Below are 14,753 nucleotides of genomic sequence, written 5' to 3'. Positions count from 1 at the left end.
CGCCCCTTCCCGGCCACCGGCGCCGGGCGGCCGCTCATGACGTCCGGCACCTCTCCACGAACCGGCGGGCGACCCCGGGCTCGGACGCCCAGTGCGTGTGCAGATAGCTCGCGTGCACACCCCGCCGCACGAACCCCTCGACCCGTGCAGCGGGCGTCCGCACGCCCCAGGCGGGGTCGGGGCCGGCACCGGGTTCCACGACGGTGCGGTGGAACTCGTGCCCGCGCATCCGCGTCCCGGCCGGCGCGAGCACGCTGTCGCCGAGGGCCACGGCGTCCCGGTAGCCCAGGGTCAGCCGCTCGGTCATCCGCGCGCCCGCGTCCAGCACCCCGCACATGGGCCGCCCGTCCAGCTCCCGGCACAGATACAGCAGCCCCGCGCACTCGGCGGCCACCGGGGCCCCGCTCAGCGCCAGCTCGGCCACGGCCTTGCGGAGCGGCTCGTTCGCGGACAGCTCGGCGGCGTACACCTCCGGGAACCCGCCCCCGATGACCAACCCGGCGGTGCCTTCGGGCAGGTCCTCGTCCCTGAGCGGGTCGAAGCCGACGACCTCGGCCCCGGCGGCGGCCAGCAGCTCGGTGTGCTCGGTGTACGAGAACGTGAACGCGGGACCGCCCGCGACGGCGACCACGGGCCGCCCCGCACGGAACTCCCGTCCCACCGGGCCGAGCCCACCGCCCAACGGCCCGGCTGCCGGGCCCGGCGCCGCCGGCCCCTCGGCCGACGCGGTCCGTTCGTGGTCCGACCCTCCAGCCGACCGAGTCGGGTGGTGGGTGGGAGAAGGTTCGGGGGTCCAGGGGGCCGAGCCTCCGGGGAGGGGCCCCGCCGAGCGGGCCAGTGCCTCCAGGGCGGCCAGGTCGCAGCCCTGGGCCACCCGCTCGGCCATGGCCGCGACGGCGTCCACCGCCGCCGCGCCGCGTTCGGCGACCGGCACCAGGCCCAGGTGGCGCGACGGCGTCTGTACGGGTGCCGCCCGGCGCACCACGCCCAGCACCGGCACCCCCACCGACTCCAGCGCCTCCCGCAGCAGCTCCTCGTGCCGGTCCGAGGCGACCTTGTTGAGGATCACGCCCTCGATCCGCACCTCCGGGTCCCAGGTCACGAACCCGTGCACCAGCGCCGCCACCGACCGCGACTGCGACGACGCGTCGACCACCAGGACCACCGGCGCCCCCAGCAGCTTCGCCACGTGCGCGGTGGACGCCAGCTCGCCCTGCCCGGCGGCCCCGTCGTACAGCCCCATCACGCCCTCGACGACCGCGAGGTCACAGCCCCGCGCCCCGTGCAGGAACAACGGGGCGACCAGCTCGGGTCCGCACAGGTACGCGTCCAGGTTCCGTCCCGCGCGTCCGGTGGCGAGCGCGTGGTACCCGGGGTCGATGTAGTCGGGACCGACCTTGTGCGGGGACACGGCGAGCCCCCGCGCGGCGAACGCGGCCATCAGCCCCGTGGCCACGGTGGTCTTGCCGCTCCCCGACGAGGGCGCGGCCACGACCAGCCGGGGCACCGGCACACTCACCACTCGATGCCCTTCTGGCCCTTCTGGCCGGCGTCCATCGGATGCTTGACCTTGGACATGTCGGTGACGAGGTCCGCGAACTCCAGCAGCTTCTCCGGCGCGTTCCGCCCGGTGATCACCACGTGCTGGGTGCCCGGCCGGTTCCGCAGCACCTCCACGACCTCGTCCGTGTCGATCCAGCCCCAGTGCAGCGGGTAGGCGAACTCGTCCAGCACGTACAGCCGGTACGACTCGGCCGCGAGGTCCCGCTTGACCTGCTCCCAGCCCTCCCGCGCCTTCTCCTCGTTGTCGAGCTGCGCGTCCCGCTGCACCCAGGACCAGCCCTCGCCCATCTTGTGCCAGTCGACGGTCCCGCCCTGCCCGGAGGCGCCCAGCACCCGCAGCGCGTTCTCCTCGCCGACCTTCCACTTCGCCGACTTGACGAACTGGAACACCCCGATCGGCCATCCCTGGTTCCAGGCCCGCAGCGCGAGCCCGAACGCGGCGGTGGACTTGCCCTTGCCGACCCCGGTGTGCACCAGCACCAGCGGCCGGTTCCGGCGCTGCCGGGTCGTCAGTCCGTCGTCCGGCACCACACTCGGCTGTCCCTGCGGCATTACGCGGCCCTCCTCGAAGTCCCCTGCGTTCCCTGCACATCCCTGACCAGACCGGCGATCGAGTCCGCCCGCAGCTCGTCCAGCGTGACCGCCGTACCGCCCAGCTCGCCCGCGAGCCGCCCGGCGAGCCCCAGCCGCACCATCCCCGACTCACAGTCCACGACCACCGAGGCGGTGCCCTCGGCCGCGAACAGCCGCGCCGCCCGCCCGGCCAGCGCCACCGGGTCCGGGCCGCCCGTGGCCCGCCCGTCGGTCACCACGACCAGCAGCGGCCGGCGCGCGGGATCGCGCAGCCGCTCCACCCGCAGCACCTCGTGCGCCGTCAGCAGCCCCGCCGACAGCGGTGTACGGCCGCCCGTCGGCAGCGACTCCAGCCGGACGGCCGCCGCGTCCACGGACGAGGTCGGCGGCAGCGCGACCTCGGCCGCGGACCCCCGGAACGTCACCAGGCCCACCTTGTCCCGCCGCTGGTAGGCGTCCAGCAGCAGCGACAGCACGGCGCCCTTCACGGCGCTCATCCGCTGCCGGGCCGCCATCGACCCGGAGGCGTCCACCACGAACAGCACGAGGTTGCCCTCGCGGCCCTCCCGGGTCGCCTGCCGCAGATCGTCCCGGCGGACCACCAGACCGCGCCCGGACCGGCCGCGGGTGCGCTGGTGCGGGGCCGCGGCCCGCACGGTCGCCGCCAGGTGCAGCTTGGTCAGCGTGCCCCGCGGCCGGCGGGCCCCGGTCGTCCGGCCGTGTTCGGTGCGCGCCCGTGAGCGCCGCCCGGCGGCACCCTCCCCGATCCCGGGCACGCTCAGCACCTTGGTGCGGAACGGCTCGGCGGCCCGGGCGGCCGGCTGCTCCCCGGCACCGGGCGCCCCCGGCGCGCCGCTCTCTCCCGTCTCCGGCCGCTCGGCGCCGTCCCCGCCGCCGCCTTCCCGCGGCCCCGAGTCGGGCCGGGGCTGCCCGCCGCCACCGGGACCGTCCGGATCCGGCTCGGGATCGTCGTCCCGGCCCCCGTCGCCCTCGTCGTCCCCGGCGAACTGCTCCAGGGTGTCGTCGAGCTTGTCCTCGTCCAGGCCGGGCGCGTCGAAGGGGTTGCGGCGCCTGCGGTGCGGCAGCGCGAGCAGCGCCGCCTGCCGGACGTCCTCGGCGAGCACGTCGGTCCGCCCGGCCCACGCGGCCAGCGCGGTCGCCGTACGGGCCATCACGATGTCGGCCCGCATGCCGTCCACCTCGAAGGCCGCGCAGGTCGCCGCGATCTGCCGCAACGCCCCGTCGCCCAGCCGCACCTGCCCCAGCAACTCGCGCGCCGCGACGATCCGCTGCCGTACGGCGGTCTCCTCGCCCGCCCAGCGGGTGGCGAAGCCCTCGGGGTCGTCGTCGTAGGCCAGCCGGCGCCGGACGACCTCCACCCGCTGGTCCGGCTCCCGGGAGGCGGCGACCTCCACGGTCAGCCCGAACCGGTCGAGCAACTGCGGCCGCAGCTCGCCCTCTTCCGGGTTCATGGTGCCGACCAGCAGGAACTTCGAGGCGTGCCGCACGGAGACGCCCTCGCGCTCCACGTACGAGGCGCCCATCGCCGCCGCGTCCAGCAGCAGGTCCACCAGATGGTCGTGGAGCAGGTTGACCTCGTCCACGTACAGGATGCCCCGGTGCGCGTCGGCCAGCAGGCCCGGCTCGAAGGCCTTCACGCCCTCGGACAGGGCCCGTTCGATGTCCAGGGCGCCCACCAGCCGGTCCTCGGAGGCGCCGACCGGCAGCTCGACCATCCGGGACGGCCGCGCGGTGCCGGGTCCCGGCTCGTGCGGCCCGTCCGGGCACGCGGGGTCCGGTGCCGCCGGGTCGCAGGAGAACCGGCAGCCGGGTACGACGGCCACCTCGGGCAGCAGCGCCGAAAGGGCGCGTACGGCGGTGGACTTGGCGGTGCCCTTCTCGCCGCGCACCAGCACGCCGCCGACCGCCGGCGAGACCGCGTTCAGCAGCAGCGCCAGCCGCAGGTCGTCCTGGCCGACGACGGCCGTGAAGGGGAAGGGGGTGGTCACTGGTGGTCCTCCAAGTAGCCTTCCGGCACAGAACAGTTGGCGCGCGACGGCTCCGGCGGCCGCACGCTGGGTTCGACCCGCGGGCCGCGGTCCGCACGAAGGCACCCGTGCCGCCGTACCGCCACGCCCGCGCCGGGCCGCTCGCCGCCCGGCAGCCGCACGAGGACCGGGTTCGCGCCCCCGGCCGGCACCGACAGCACCCCGCTCACGCAGGCGCTCCCGGGGGAATGAAGGGCAGGCCCGCCGGCGCGCCCGACTCGATGAGCCGCCACAGCGCGTCCGTGTCCGCGTGCTGTTCGATCAGGTCGCCGAGCCGGTCGAGCTGCTCCTCGCGCAGCGCGGCGAAGGAGGTGTCCGGGGCCGGCACGAAACGCCGGCCGGACGCCGCGGCCACCTCCCGCAGGAACGCCCGCCGGAAGCCGTCCGACTCCAGCGAGCCGTGCCAGTGGGTGCCCCAGGTCTGGCCCACCCGGCAGCCGTCCAGGAAGGGTTCGCCGCCCTCGACGGTGGCGACCCCGTGGTGGATCTCGTAGCCCTCGACCGGCTCGCCGAGAGCCGCGCCGGACGGCCGGGTCAGGGTCTTCTCGCGGGCGAACCGCACCCGCACGGGCAGCAGTCCGAGTCCGGGCACGGCACCGGCGCGGGACTCGACCTCGTCCTCGATGTGCTCCCCGAGGATCTGGAAGCCGCCGCAGACGCCGAGCACCGGCCGGTCTTCGGCGGCCCGGCGCACCAGGGCGTCGGCGAGTCCGCGCTCGCGCAGCCACTCCAGGGCGCGGACCGTGCCCCGGGTGCCCGGGACCACCACCAGGTCCGCGTCCGCCAGTTCCTCCGGCCGGTCCACGAACCGCACCACGACGCCCGGTTCGGCCGCGAGCGCGTCCACGTCGGTGAAGTTGGACATCAGCGGGAGGGCGCACACGGCGACCCGCAGCACGTCAGCGCCGACCGGCGGCGCCACGCTGGACTCCCGCACGGTGCCGCGCAGCGACACCCGCAGCCCGTCCTCCTCGTCGATGCCGAGCCCGTGCCGGAACGGCAGCACGCCGTACGACGGCCGTCCGGTGAGGTCCCTCAGCATGTCGAGGCCCGGTTCCAGCAGGCTGACGTCACCGCGGAACTTGTTCACCAGGAACCCGGCGACCAGTTCCTGGTCCTCGGGCGAGAGCAGGGCGACCGTGCCGAAGAAGGAGGCGAAGACCCCGCCCCGGTCGATGTCGCCGACGACGAGCACGGGCAGCCGCGCGCGCCGCGCGATCCCCATGTTCACGATGTCGGTCCGCCGCAGGTTGATCTCCGCAGGCGATCCGGCCCCCTCGCAGATCACCGCGTCATACGTGCCCCGCAACTCGGCCAGGCACTCCAGCACCGTGCCCAGCAGCCGCTGTTGCCGTCCGCCGTGGTAGCCGCGCGCGCTCATCTCGCCCACCGGCCTGCCCAGCAGCACCACCTGGCTGCTCTGCTCGCCGCCCGGCTTGAGCAGCACCGGGTTCATCAGCGCGGCCGGCTCGACCCGGCACGCCTGCGCCTGCATGGCCTGCGCCCGGCCGATCTCCGCGCCCTCCCGGGTCACGAAGGAGTTCAGCGACATGTTCTGCGCCTTGAACGGCGCCACCTTCACGCCCTGGCGCACCAGCCACCGGCAGATCCCGGCCGTCACGACGCTCTTGCCGGCGTCGGAGGTGGTGCCGGCGACGAGCAGACCACCGCTCACTTCGCACGTCCCTTCACGAGTCGGCGCGCGGCGACCGTCACGCCGAGCGCGAGCAGGCTTACGCGCCGGGACAGCCGTACCGCCCGGTCGACGTCGGCGACCCGGACGGCGCGCCCGGTGCCGTTGAGCACGGGGCGGTGCTCGACCCGGCCGCCGTAGGAGAGGGTGCCGCCCAGGCGCACCCCGAGGGCGCCCGCGAACGAGGCTTCCACGGGGCCCGCGTTGGGGCTCGGGTGCTTACCCGCGTCGGCCCGCCAGGCGCGGACGGCACCGCGCGGGTCGGGGCCGCCGAGCGCGGCGAGTACGGCGGTGAGGCGGGCGCCGGGCCAGCCGGCGACGTCGTCGAGGCGGGCGGCGGCCCAGCCGTAGCGGCGCAGCCGGGGCGACTTGTGCCCGACCATGGCGTCCAGCGTGTTGACCGCCCGGAACCCGAGCAGCCCCGGCACCCCGGCCACCGCGCCCCACACCAGGGCGCCCACCACGGCGTCGGAGGTGTTCTCGGCGACCGACTCGACCACGGCCCGGGCGATCCCGTCGGCGTCCAGTGCCTGCGGGTCCCGGCCGCACAGGTGCGGCAGCCGGGCCCGGGCCGCCTCGACGTCCCCGGCCTCCAGGGCGCGCCCGATCGCGCGGGCCTCCCGGGCCAGCGAGGTGCCGCCGACGACGGCCCAGGTGGCGACGGCGGTCAGCGCGGCCGAGGCGGCGGGGGAGGGGCGTACGGCGCGTGCCGTGAGCGCCCCGAGCGCGACGGCGCCACCGGCGCATACGGCGGTGTGCAGGGCGCCCCAGCCGCGGTGGTCGTGCCACAGCGCGCGTTCGACGGCTCCGGCGGCCCGCCCGAACGCGGCGACCGGGTGCCCCCGGCGCGGGTCGCCGAGGAGCAGGTCGCCGAGAAGGCCGGCGGCGGCGCCGTACGCGTAGCAGCGATCGGCACCCATCGGCTCAGCCGGCCGTGGGCGCGGGAGCGGTCCTGGTACGGGTCCTTCGGCAGCCGGGCATGGCGATTCGGGTCCTCACTCAGGGTGTCCGCGCCCTGGTACGACGAGAGCCGGCGGGGAGAGTTCCTGGCTCCCGGGGACTCCTCCCCGGTGACAGTGGCGGGACCGCGCCGGATTCGCACCGGCTTCCTCTCCTGCCGCCGTACATGGCCCGGGCAGTCCACCACGCGCCCGGAACGGCCGTCAACTTGCTGTTGACCTGCGGGAGGAGAGTGTGCCGATCCCCACACCGGGGCGCGGCGGGCATGCCGGAGGCTCCCGACCGGCGCTGCCGGAGGGGAGCCTCAGGGGGATGGGGTCAGGGCTTGGCCACGATCAGGTAGATGCCGTACGCCACCGCCGCCGCGCAGGCCGCGAAGCAGACGTAGGCGCCGGTGACGGCGAGGCCGGCGGTGCCGCCCTGGGCCGCTGCCTTCTCGCGCCGGGCCAGGCCGTTGACGCCGAGGGTGAACAGGGCCACCAGGCCCACCGCGAACGCGAGGCTGACGCCGAAGACGGAGCCGATGGCCGCCCAGTCGATCTTCATGGGGACGCTTCCTTGGTTTCCGGGGGAGGGACCGGGGTCAGACGGTGGCGGCCGGCGGGGTCGCCGGGCTCGCGGTGGCGGCCGGGGCGGTCGCCTGCTGCGGGAAGGCCGGGACCGGGTCCGCGGCGGGCGCCGGGATGGTGGCCGTCAGGGGCTCGCCGACCGTGCCCGCCGGGGGCGGGGTGACGGCGGCGATGGCGGTGGTCACCACACCGGCCGGCTCGCCGGTCTCGGCGACGACGTTGGTGTGGTCGACGACCTCGCGCCGGGAGAGCCTCCAGATCGCGCCGCTCGCGGCGACCAGGAAGACGGCGACGGCCGCGGTGCCCCAGTCGCCGAGGTCCGTGACGGACTCGGCGCCCGCGCCGACCAGCGCGGCGGCCGGCAGCGTGAGCAGCCAGGCGACGACCATGCGGGTGGCGGTGGACCAGCGGACCACACCGCCCTTGCGGCCCAGGCCCGCGCCCATCACCGAGCCGGAGACGACATGGGTGGTGGACAGCGAGAAGCCGAGGTGCGAGGAGGCCAGGATGGCGGTCGCGGCGCTGGTCTGGGCGGCGAAGCCCTGCCGCGGCTCCAGGTCCGTCAGACCGGTGCCCATGGTGCGGATGATGCGCCAGCCGCCGATGTAGGTGCCGAGCGCGATCGCCAGACCGGCGGAGAGGATCACCCAGGTGGGAGGGTTGGAGCCGGGGGCGATGGCACCGCCCGTGATCAGCGCCAGGGTGATGATGCCCATCGTCTTCTGGGCGTCGTTGGTGCCGTGGGCGAGGGAGACCAGGCCGGCGGAGGCGATCTGGCCGGTGCGGTAGCCCTTGCGGGTGGCTTCGCCCTCGGCCTTGCCGCCGATGCCGTAGGAGAAGCGGGTGGCCAGCAGCGAGGCGATGCCCGCCACCAGCGGCGCGGCCACGGCGGGCAGCAGCACCTTGGTGACCAGCACGTCGCCGTGCACGGCGCCGAAGCCGGCGGAGGCGACGGTGGCACCGATCAGACCGCCCATCAGGGCGTGCGAGGAACTGGAGGGCAGGCCCACCAGCCAGGTCACCAGGTTCCAGAGGATCGCGCCGACCAGGGCGGCGAAGATGACCTCGGGACGGATGCCGCTCTCGTCGACGAGCCCCTTGGAGATCGTGTTGGCGACCTCCACGGAGAGGAAGGCACCCACCAGGTTGAGCGCGGCGGACATGGTCACCGCGATCTTGGGCTTCAAGGCGCCGGTGGAGATGGTGGTGGCCATCGCGTTGGCGGTGTCGTGGAAACCGTTCGTGAAATCGAACGCGAGCGCGGTGATCACCACGATCGCGAGGATCAGCGAGAAGCTTTCCATTTACCCAGGCAATCGTTCGAAGTCATTGGCGCGATGAACGTAGGCAACCTGGGTGAACGGAAGATGAACTGGGCCGGGCGCAAGGGTGACCACAACACGGGGGAGTGGTTCCGTTTCCTCGCGCCCGGTCAGGCGCCACTTGGGGTCTCAGCCGCGCGCGAGTGCCTTCAGGCGGCTCGAAGAGCCGTTGAAGAGATCCTGGTCACCCGGCAGGGTTCCCTTGTTGGCGTACTGCCAGAACGTCCAGTACTTCCAGCCACCGGGCAGCGCCCCCGGCGTCGAGGTGCCGTGCCGGGCGATCCACAGCGGGTGGGAGGCGGAGAAGGCGCGGCTGTTGCCGGTGCAGAGCTTCCACCAGATGGTGTTCGTGTAGATCACCGGGCGGCGGCCGGTCTGCTTCCTGACCTCGTCGCTGAAGGCCCGGATCCAGGAGACCATCCGGGTCTTGCTCAGCCCGTAGCACTTGTGCTTGCTGTCGTACGGGTTGTACTCGATGTCCAGCGCGGGCGGCAGGGTCCAGCCGTCGGCCGTCCAGCCGCCGCCGTGCCGCAGGAAGTACTGCGCCTGCTTGGTGCCGGAGGCTCTGTTCGGCAGGGCGAAGTGGTAGGCGCCCCGGATCAGGCCGGCCTCGCGGGCTCCGTCGTACTGGCCCGCGAAGTAGGGGTTGCGGTAGGTCGTGGACTCGGTCGCCTTCACGTAGACGAACCGCGCGCCCCTGGCGCGGGCGGTCGACCAGTTGACCGCCCGCTGGTGCGACGACACGTCGTGCCCCCGGGGCAGCGACGTGGCCGTGGCCAGCCCCGCCGTCCAGGGGCCGGTCTCCTGGGTGCCGGGTGCCGCGATCGCGGGGCCGGCGAGGGCGAGGGTGGCGGTGGCCGCCGCGAGGGCACAGGCGCGGCGGCGGGGCAGGGTGCGGTCACGGGCCATGTGTCGTCTCCCCGGGGTGGCGGGCGGAAGGGTCGCCGGACGGGCTGGGGGTGGCGGGCGAGGGATCGCCGGGTGGGCAAGAGCGATCAGTCAAGGCCGGGCGCTCGGGGATTCGGCGCCCATTTGCGGCGATTCGTCCTCATGTCCACTCGTTCGGAGTCGCGCCCTTCCCCTGCCACCGGTTCAGCGGCCCCGCCCCGGCTGGCAGGATCGCGGCATGGGCGAGCGGCGACGCGACCAACCGGAGGGCGCCATGAGCGGTACGGCACAGGACACGGCGGCGGTCTGGGAGGCACTGGTCGCCACGGCCCGGCGCACCGTCGCCGACGGACTGGTGGTCGGCACCTCGGGCAACGTCTCCGCACGCGTCGGTGACCTGGTCCTGGTCACCCCCTCCGGCGTGCCCTACGACCGGCTCACCCCGGACGACGTCACCGGCGTCGACCTCACCGGACACCAGGTGCTCGGCACCCTGGTACCGACCAGCGAACTGCCCCTGCACCTCGCCGTGTACCGCACCACCGAGGCCCGCGCGGTCGTCCACACCCACGCCGTGCACGCCACCGCGGTCTCCACGCTGGTGCCGGAACTGCCGCCCGTCCACTACATGGCCGGCGCCCTCGGCGGCACCGTCCGGGTCGCGCCGTACGCCCTGTACGGCAGCGACGAACTGGCCGCGAACATGCTGCGCGCCCTCGACGGCCGCGCCGGCTGCCTGCTGCGGAACCACGGCACCGTCACCTACGGCGCCACCCTCGACCAGGCGTACGACCGCACCGCCCAGCTGGAGTGGATGTGCCGCCTGTGGCTGACCGCGTCCTCGGTGCCCGGTCTGACGCCGTCCTTGCTCACGGAGGCACAACTGGCCGAAGCCGGGGCACGTTTGAAGGGATACGGCCAACGGAGGTGACCCCTTGCCGCACCGCAGCCCCCTGCTCCGGTCCCTGGACGCGGTACGCCGCACCCTGCTCAGCCGGCCCACGCCGGCGCCGCACCCCGCCGCTCCGCTGGCCCGGGGCGCCCGCCGCCCCGACACTGGAGCCGTGCGCCCCGTGAGAGCGACCGCCACCGCGGTCACCGCCGTCCTCGCCGCCGGCATGGCGTCCGTGGCCGCGGGCCGGCTCGCCAGCGACGCCGCCCTGAAGGCACCCCCGGGCCGCCCGCTGCCCACCGAGCCGAAACTCACCGTGCACGGCACCGGCCCCGGCCGCGTCACCCTCACCCGCGACCTGGCCTCGCTGCGCCCCGGCACCTACGGCCTCGCCGGCGACGGCGCCCACGCGATCGTCGGCCCCGTCCTGGAGACGGCCGGCCACACCGCCGACAGCGTCGTCCGCCGCCTGACCCGCGTCACCCACGGCACCTTCGCCCCCGGCGACCCGGCATGGCTCACCCCCAACCTCTACGTCGGCGACCCCGGCAGCGCCCTCGGCCTCGACCACGCCGACATCGACGTGCCCGGCGAGCTGGGCCCGCTGCCCGCCTGGTTCGTGCCCGGCCACCGCGACACCTGGGTGATCGCCGTGCACGGGCTCGGCACCACCCGCGAACACGCCATGAACGTCATGGGCTTCCTGCACCGCCGCCACCTGCCGGTCCTCGCCCTCGCCTACCGCGGCGACCTCGGCGCCCCGCGCCGCCCCGACGGCCTGAACCACCTCGGCGAGACCGAGTGGCGGGACGTGGACGCCGCCATCCGCTACGCCGTCCGCCACGGCGCCCGCAAGGTCGTCCTGCTCGGCTGGTCCACCGGCGCCACCATGGCCCTGCGCACCGCCGAGCGCTCCGCCGTGCGCGACCGTGTCTCCGGGCTCGTCCTGGACTCGCCGGTCCTCGACTGGGAGGCCACGCTGCGCGCCCTCGCGAGCGCCCGGCACACCCCGCGCCCGCTGCTGCCGCTCGCCGTGCGCGCCGCCCAGGGCCGGGCCGGACTGCACGCCGACGGCGCCGTCGAGATCGCCGACCCGGTCCGGCTCGCCGTACCCACGCTGATCGTCCACGGCCCCGGCGACCGCGTCGCCCCCTGGGAGTACTCCCGCCGGCTCGCCCGGCGCCGCCCCGACCTGGTCTCCCTGCACACCGTCCCGGACGCCCCGCACGCCGCGATGTGGAACGCCGACCCCGAGGCCTACGAGGAGCGCCTGCGCCGCTTCCTGACCCCGCTGATGTGAGCGCGGGCCGGGAGCGGTGCCGGCCATTCCGTTTAAGGCTGTACGGCTGGCCGGAACACGCCCCCGGGACCCCGGCCGGACCCCGTGCCTTGGCCAGCCCCGTCGCCCGCCGTGACATTCCGTTTGGGTTTTCTGACCGTCAACCGGAAGACTGCACCCGTGACGTCCCGTATCCCGCGCGACTCCAGGCTTCGACTCGTCCGACCGCGACCCCTGGCCGCCGCCCCCACAGCTGTGAACCAGCGGCGCCCACGGCGCCCCGCCCCCCGGCCGCCCGAGGGCACCCCCGCCCCCGCCGAACTGGCCAGAACGGCACGCACCCGCCTGACCGGACCCGTCCGCGTCGCCCGCTGGGCCGACGGCGCCCTCGGCCCCGGCAAGGACGCCGCCACCGCCGACGGCAAGGCCACCCTCTCCGACGCGACCGCCGCCCGGGCCGGCGCCGACCTCGGCCTGAGCCCCGACCAGATCCGCGCCGACTGGGACACCGCCCGCCTCGCCGGACTCGTCGAGGTGCACGGCGACAGCGCCCGCCCCGGCTGGCGGCTGCGCGCCTGGGACCGCGACGACAGCGCCGTGCTGCGCGGCTGGGTCGCCCTCTTCGACGCCTGGTCGCTCGCCCACCCCGAACCCCGGGGACACGAGCCGGCCGCCGTCGCCGAGGTCGTCTCGGCCATGCCCCAGGTCCTCTCCTTCCTCCAGCTGTCCGCCGGGCCCGTCCCGGTCGACCAGCTCCTCGACCTGCTCCGGCAGCGCGTCACCGAACTGCGCACCGAACGCTGCGAGCTCACCTACGAGCCCGGCGCCGCACGCCCCACCGGCACCCCGCCCGACCCCGCGCCCGCCGACCCCGCACCGCTGGAGCCGCTGCTCGACTGGGCGCTGGGCGCCCTCGCCTCGGTCGGCGCCCTCACCTACGGCGGCGGCCAGGCCACCCTCACCCCGCTGGGCAGCTGGGCGGTCTGGGTCAAGCTGGAGCAGATCTGCGTGGCCGCGCAGAGCCCCGCCGGCAACATCGAGCGGCCCGCCGAGGACATGCTCCGCGGCTGCGCCCAGCTGCGCCCCAACGCCGCCCGCGCCGAGTACCGCGCCTGGCTCGCCGCCCGGCCCGTCGGCAGCGCCGTCACCGAGCTGATCGGCGCCGCCCGCGGTGAGGACGCCCTGCTGCGGGGCCTGGCCTTCGAGGCGCTGCGGGTCGTCGGCGCGCCCGCCGAACCCGACGTACGGGCCGTCCTGGACGAGCCGGCGCTGAGACCGTACGCGCTGCTGTGGCTCGCCGAGCACGACGGCGTCGACCCGGAGGACGCCCACGAGGCCCTCACCCGCGAGGAGGCCACCTGGCTGTGGGTCGACACGGCCGCCGCCGTCGCCGACCACGGCGAGGCGCCGATGCTGGTCCGGCACCTGGAGGCGGCGGTCCAGCCCACCGTCCCCCAGCTGCTCGACGAGGTCCGCGCCGTCGGGCACCCGCGCACCGTGCAGGTCCTGGTCGCCCTCGCCGCCGCACACCCCGACCCGGCCCTGGCCAAGGCGGTGCGCCGGGCCGCGTTCCAGGTGCACACGGGGGGCTGAGCGGCGCGGGGGCCGCTCAGCCGCCGATCTCCGGCGCGTACGTCCCGAAGCTCCAGATGTTGCCTTCGGCGTCCCGGGCCAGGTAGTCCCGGGCGCCGTAGTCCTGGTCCGCCGGGGGCGCCAGGATCTCCACGCCGTGCGCCAGGGCCCGCTCGTGGTGGGCGTCCACGTCGTCCACCACGACGTACACCCCGGCCGGGCCGGCCTCGCGCATCGCCGTGTCGAAGACGCCGCCGCGGCCCCGGGAACCGACCATCACCGCGCCGTTGCCCTGCGTCAGCTCGGCGTGCAGCACCGTGCCGTCCTCGGTCTCGTACACCGACAGCTCGGTGAAGCCCAGGGCCTCGGTGAGCTGCCGGATCGCCGCTCTCGCGTCCGCGTACAGCAGCGTGGGGAAGACGCCCGGCCGTACCGCGCCCATGCCTGTCATGCCGATCACTCCTCACGTGTCCCGCGCCCGCGAACGGCTCAGCGGAACGTGTCGCACCGGCTCATGTCGCCGGTGCGGTAACCCTGCTGGAACCACTGCTGCCGCTGCCGCGCCGACCCGTGCGTCCAGGTCTCCGGCGTCACCCGGCCCTGGAACCGCTCCTGGATCCGGTCGTCGCCCACAGCCGCCGCCGCGTCCAGGCCGTCGCTGATGTCGGCGGCCGTCAGGCTGGTGACCAGCGGCCGCCCGGTCGACTCGTCCGGCGTGCTCGTCGCGTGCCGCGCCCACACACCGGCGTAGCAGTCGGCCTGCAGCTCGGTGCGGACCGAGGCGCTGTTCTCGCCGGTCAGCCCGTCCCGCGACCTGCCGAGCACCCCGGTCAGGTCCTGCACGTGGTGGCCGTACTCGTGCGCGACGACGTACGCCTGCGCGAAGGGTCCGCCGGCGGCGCCGAACTTCTCGCGCAGCTCGTCGAAGAAGCCGAGGTCCAGATAGACCTTCCGGTCGCCCGGGCAGTAGAACGGCCCGACCGCCGCACTCGCCGCCCCGCACGCCGTGCCGATCCGGCCGCTGAACAGCACCGTGGAGGAGCCGGTGTACCGGGTGCCGCGCCGCTGGAGCTCCCGCGTCCAGTAGTCCTGCACGCTGTTGACGACCGCCACGATCCGGCAGTCGTCCCGGGTGTTCGCGTCCCGCCCGGTACGGCAGCTCTGCTGCACCTGCCGGAGCGAGGAGGCCGTCGGCCGCGCCTGGTCACCGGAGGACAGCCCCAGCTCGTCGGGGCCCACCCCGAAGAAGAGCCCGAGCAGCAGGGCGACCAGCCCGGCGATCCCGCCGCCGATCGTGGCCCGGCCGCCCGGGATCCGGCTGCCCCGCACGTCCCGCACCTCGGAGGTGTCCAGGTCCGCGTCGTCGTCGAACTGCACGCGCCACCGCCTCTGCC

General features: G+C 75.3%; 13 protein-coding genes and 1 riboswitch. Of the genes, 3 read left to right on the top strand and 10 right to left on the bottom strand.

The features are described from left to right. Nucleotides 1-34: 34 nt before the first annotated feature. The 8 genes from NX794_RS18630 to NX794_RS18595 all read right to left on the bottom strand — a co-directional run bounded on the left by NX794_RS18630 (nucleotide 35) and on the right by NX794_RS18595 (nucleotide 9,637). Entirely contained in the window at nucleotides 35-1,519 is a 1,485-nt protein-coding gene (locus tag NX794_RS18630) for a cobyrinic acid a,c-diamide synthase CobB (RefSeq protein ID WP_258779694.1), read from the bottom strand. Then, nucleotides 1,516-2,115, bottom strand: coding sequence for a cob(I)yrinic acid a,c-diamide adenosyltransferase (gene cobO / locus NX794_RS18625; protein ID WP_258779693.1), 600 nt, complete (start codon nucleotides 2,113-2,115; stop codon nucleotides 1,516-1,518). Before cobO ends, NX794_RS18630 begins: the two co-directional genes overlap by 4 nt. Beyond that, entirely contained in the window at nucleotides 2,115-4,145 is a 2,031-nt protein-coding gene (locus NX794_RS18620) for a putative cobaltochelatase (RefSeq protein ID WP_258779692.1), read from the bottom strand. Before NX794_RS18620 ends, cobO begins: the two co-directional genes overlap by 1 nt. A 205-nt stretch (nucleotides 4,146-4,350) precedes the next feature. Next, entirely contained in the window at nucleotides 4,351-5,859 is a 1,509-nt protein-coding gene (locus tag NX794_RS18615; protein ID WP_258779691.1) for a cobyric acid synthase, read from the bottom strand. Beyond that, entirely contained in the window at nucleotides 5,856-6,797 is a 942-nt protein-coding gene (locus tag NX794_RS18610; RefSeq protein ID WP_258779690.1) for a cobalamin biosynthesis protein, read from the bottom strand. The genes NX794_RS18615 and NX794_RS18610 overlap by 4 nt, the downstream gene beginning before the upstream one ends. 120 nt (nucleotides 6,798-6,917) lie before the next feature. Beyond that, nucleotides 6,918-6,989, bottom strand: a riboswitch (cobalamin riboswitch). 166 nt (nucleotides 6,990-7,155) lie between these two features. Beyond that, nucleotides 7,156-7,383 carry a hypothetical protein gene (locus NX794_RS18605; protein ID WP_258779689.1) on the bottom strand — a complete coding sequence of 76 codons (228 nt, stop codon included), beginning with the start codon at nucleotides 7,381-7,383 and terminating at the stop codon, nucleotides 7,156-7,158. Between the two features lie 37 nt (nucleotides 7,384-7,420). Next, nucleotides 7,421-8,710, bottom strand: a complete 1,290-nt coding sequence (locus tag NX794_RS18600) for an inorganic phosphate transporter (RefSeq protein WP_258779688.1) — start codon at nucleotides 8,708-8,710, stop codon at nucleotides 7,421-7,423. Between the two features lie 147 nt (nucleotides 8,711-8,857). Further along, the gene (locus NX794_RS18595) at nucleotides 8,858-9,637 is read right to left on the bottom strand and encodes a lysozyme (RefSeq protein ID WP_258779687.1); all 780 of its coding nucleotides are present in this window, start codon (nucleotides 9,635-9,637) and stop codon (nucleotides 8,858-8,860) included. A gap of 217 nt (nucleotides 9,638-9,854) precedes the next feature. Here NX794_RS18595 and NX794_RS18590 point away from each other — a divergent pair, with 217 nt between their 5' ends. The 3 genes from NX794_RS18590 (at nucleotide 9,855) to NX794_RS18580 (ending at nucleotide 13,380) form a co-directional block, all read left to right on the top strand. Next, a complete protein-coding gene (locus tag NX794_RS18590) occupies nucleotides 9,855-10,547 on the top strand; it encodes a class II aldolase/adducin family protein (RefSeq protein ID WP_428985926.1) in 693 nt (230 codons plus the stop codon). Nucleotides 10,548-10,680: 133 nt separating this feature from the next. Next, nucleotides 10,681-11,808: an alpha/beta hydrolase gene (locus NX794_RS18585; RefSeq protein WP_258779817.1), complete on the top strand. Its 1,128-nt coding sequence runs from the start codon at nucleotides 10,681-10,683 to the stop codon at nucleotides 11,806-11,808. Nucleotides 11,809-11,967: 159 nt separating this feature from the next. Further along, entirely contained in the window at nucleotides 11,968-13,380 is a 1,413-nt protein-coding gene (locus NX794_RS18580; protein WP_258779686.1) for a hypothetical protein, read from the top strand. A 16-nt stretch (nucleotides 13,381-13,396) separates the two neighbouring features. Here the strand turns inward: NX794_RS18580 and NX794_RS18575 are convergent, their stop codons facing one another. After that, nucleotides 13,397-13,810, bottom strand: coding sequence for a VOC family protein (locus NX794_RS18575; RefSeq protein ID WP_258779685.1), 414 nt, complete (start codon nucleotides 13,808-13,810; stop codon nucleotides 13,397-13,399). A 38-nt stretch (nucleotides 13,811-13,848) separates the two neighbouring features. Then, the gene (gene ypfJ / locus NX794_RS18570; RefSeq protein ID WP_258779684.1) at nucleotides 13,849-14,736 is read right to left on the bottom strand and encodes a KPN_02809 family neutral zinc metallopeptidase; all 888 of its coding nucleotides are present in this window, start codon (nucleotides 14,734-14,736) and stop codon (nucleotides 13,849-13,851) included. Nucleotides 14,737-14,753: the final 17 nt, after the last annotated feature.

This window comes from Streptomyces pyxinicus (assembly GCF_024753135.1).
Classification (GTDB): Bacteria; Actinomycetota; Actinomycetes; order Streptomycetales; family Streptomycetaceae; genus Streptomyces; species Streptomyces pyxinicus.
This window is presented reverse-complemented; position numbering and strand designations above follow the sequence as displayed.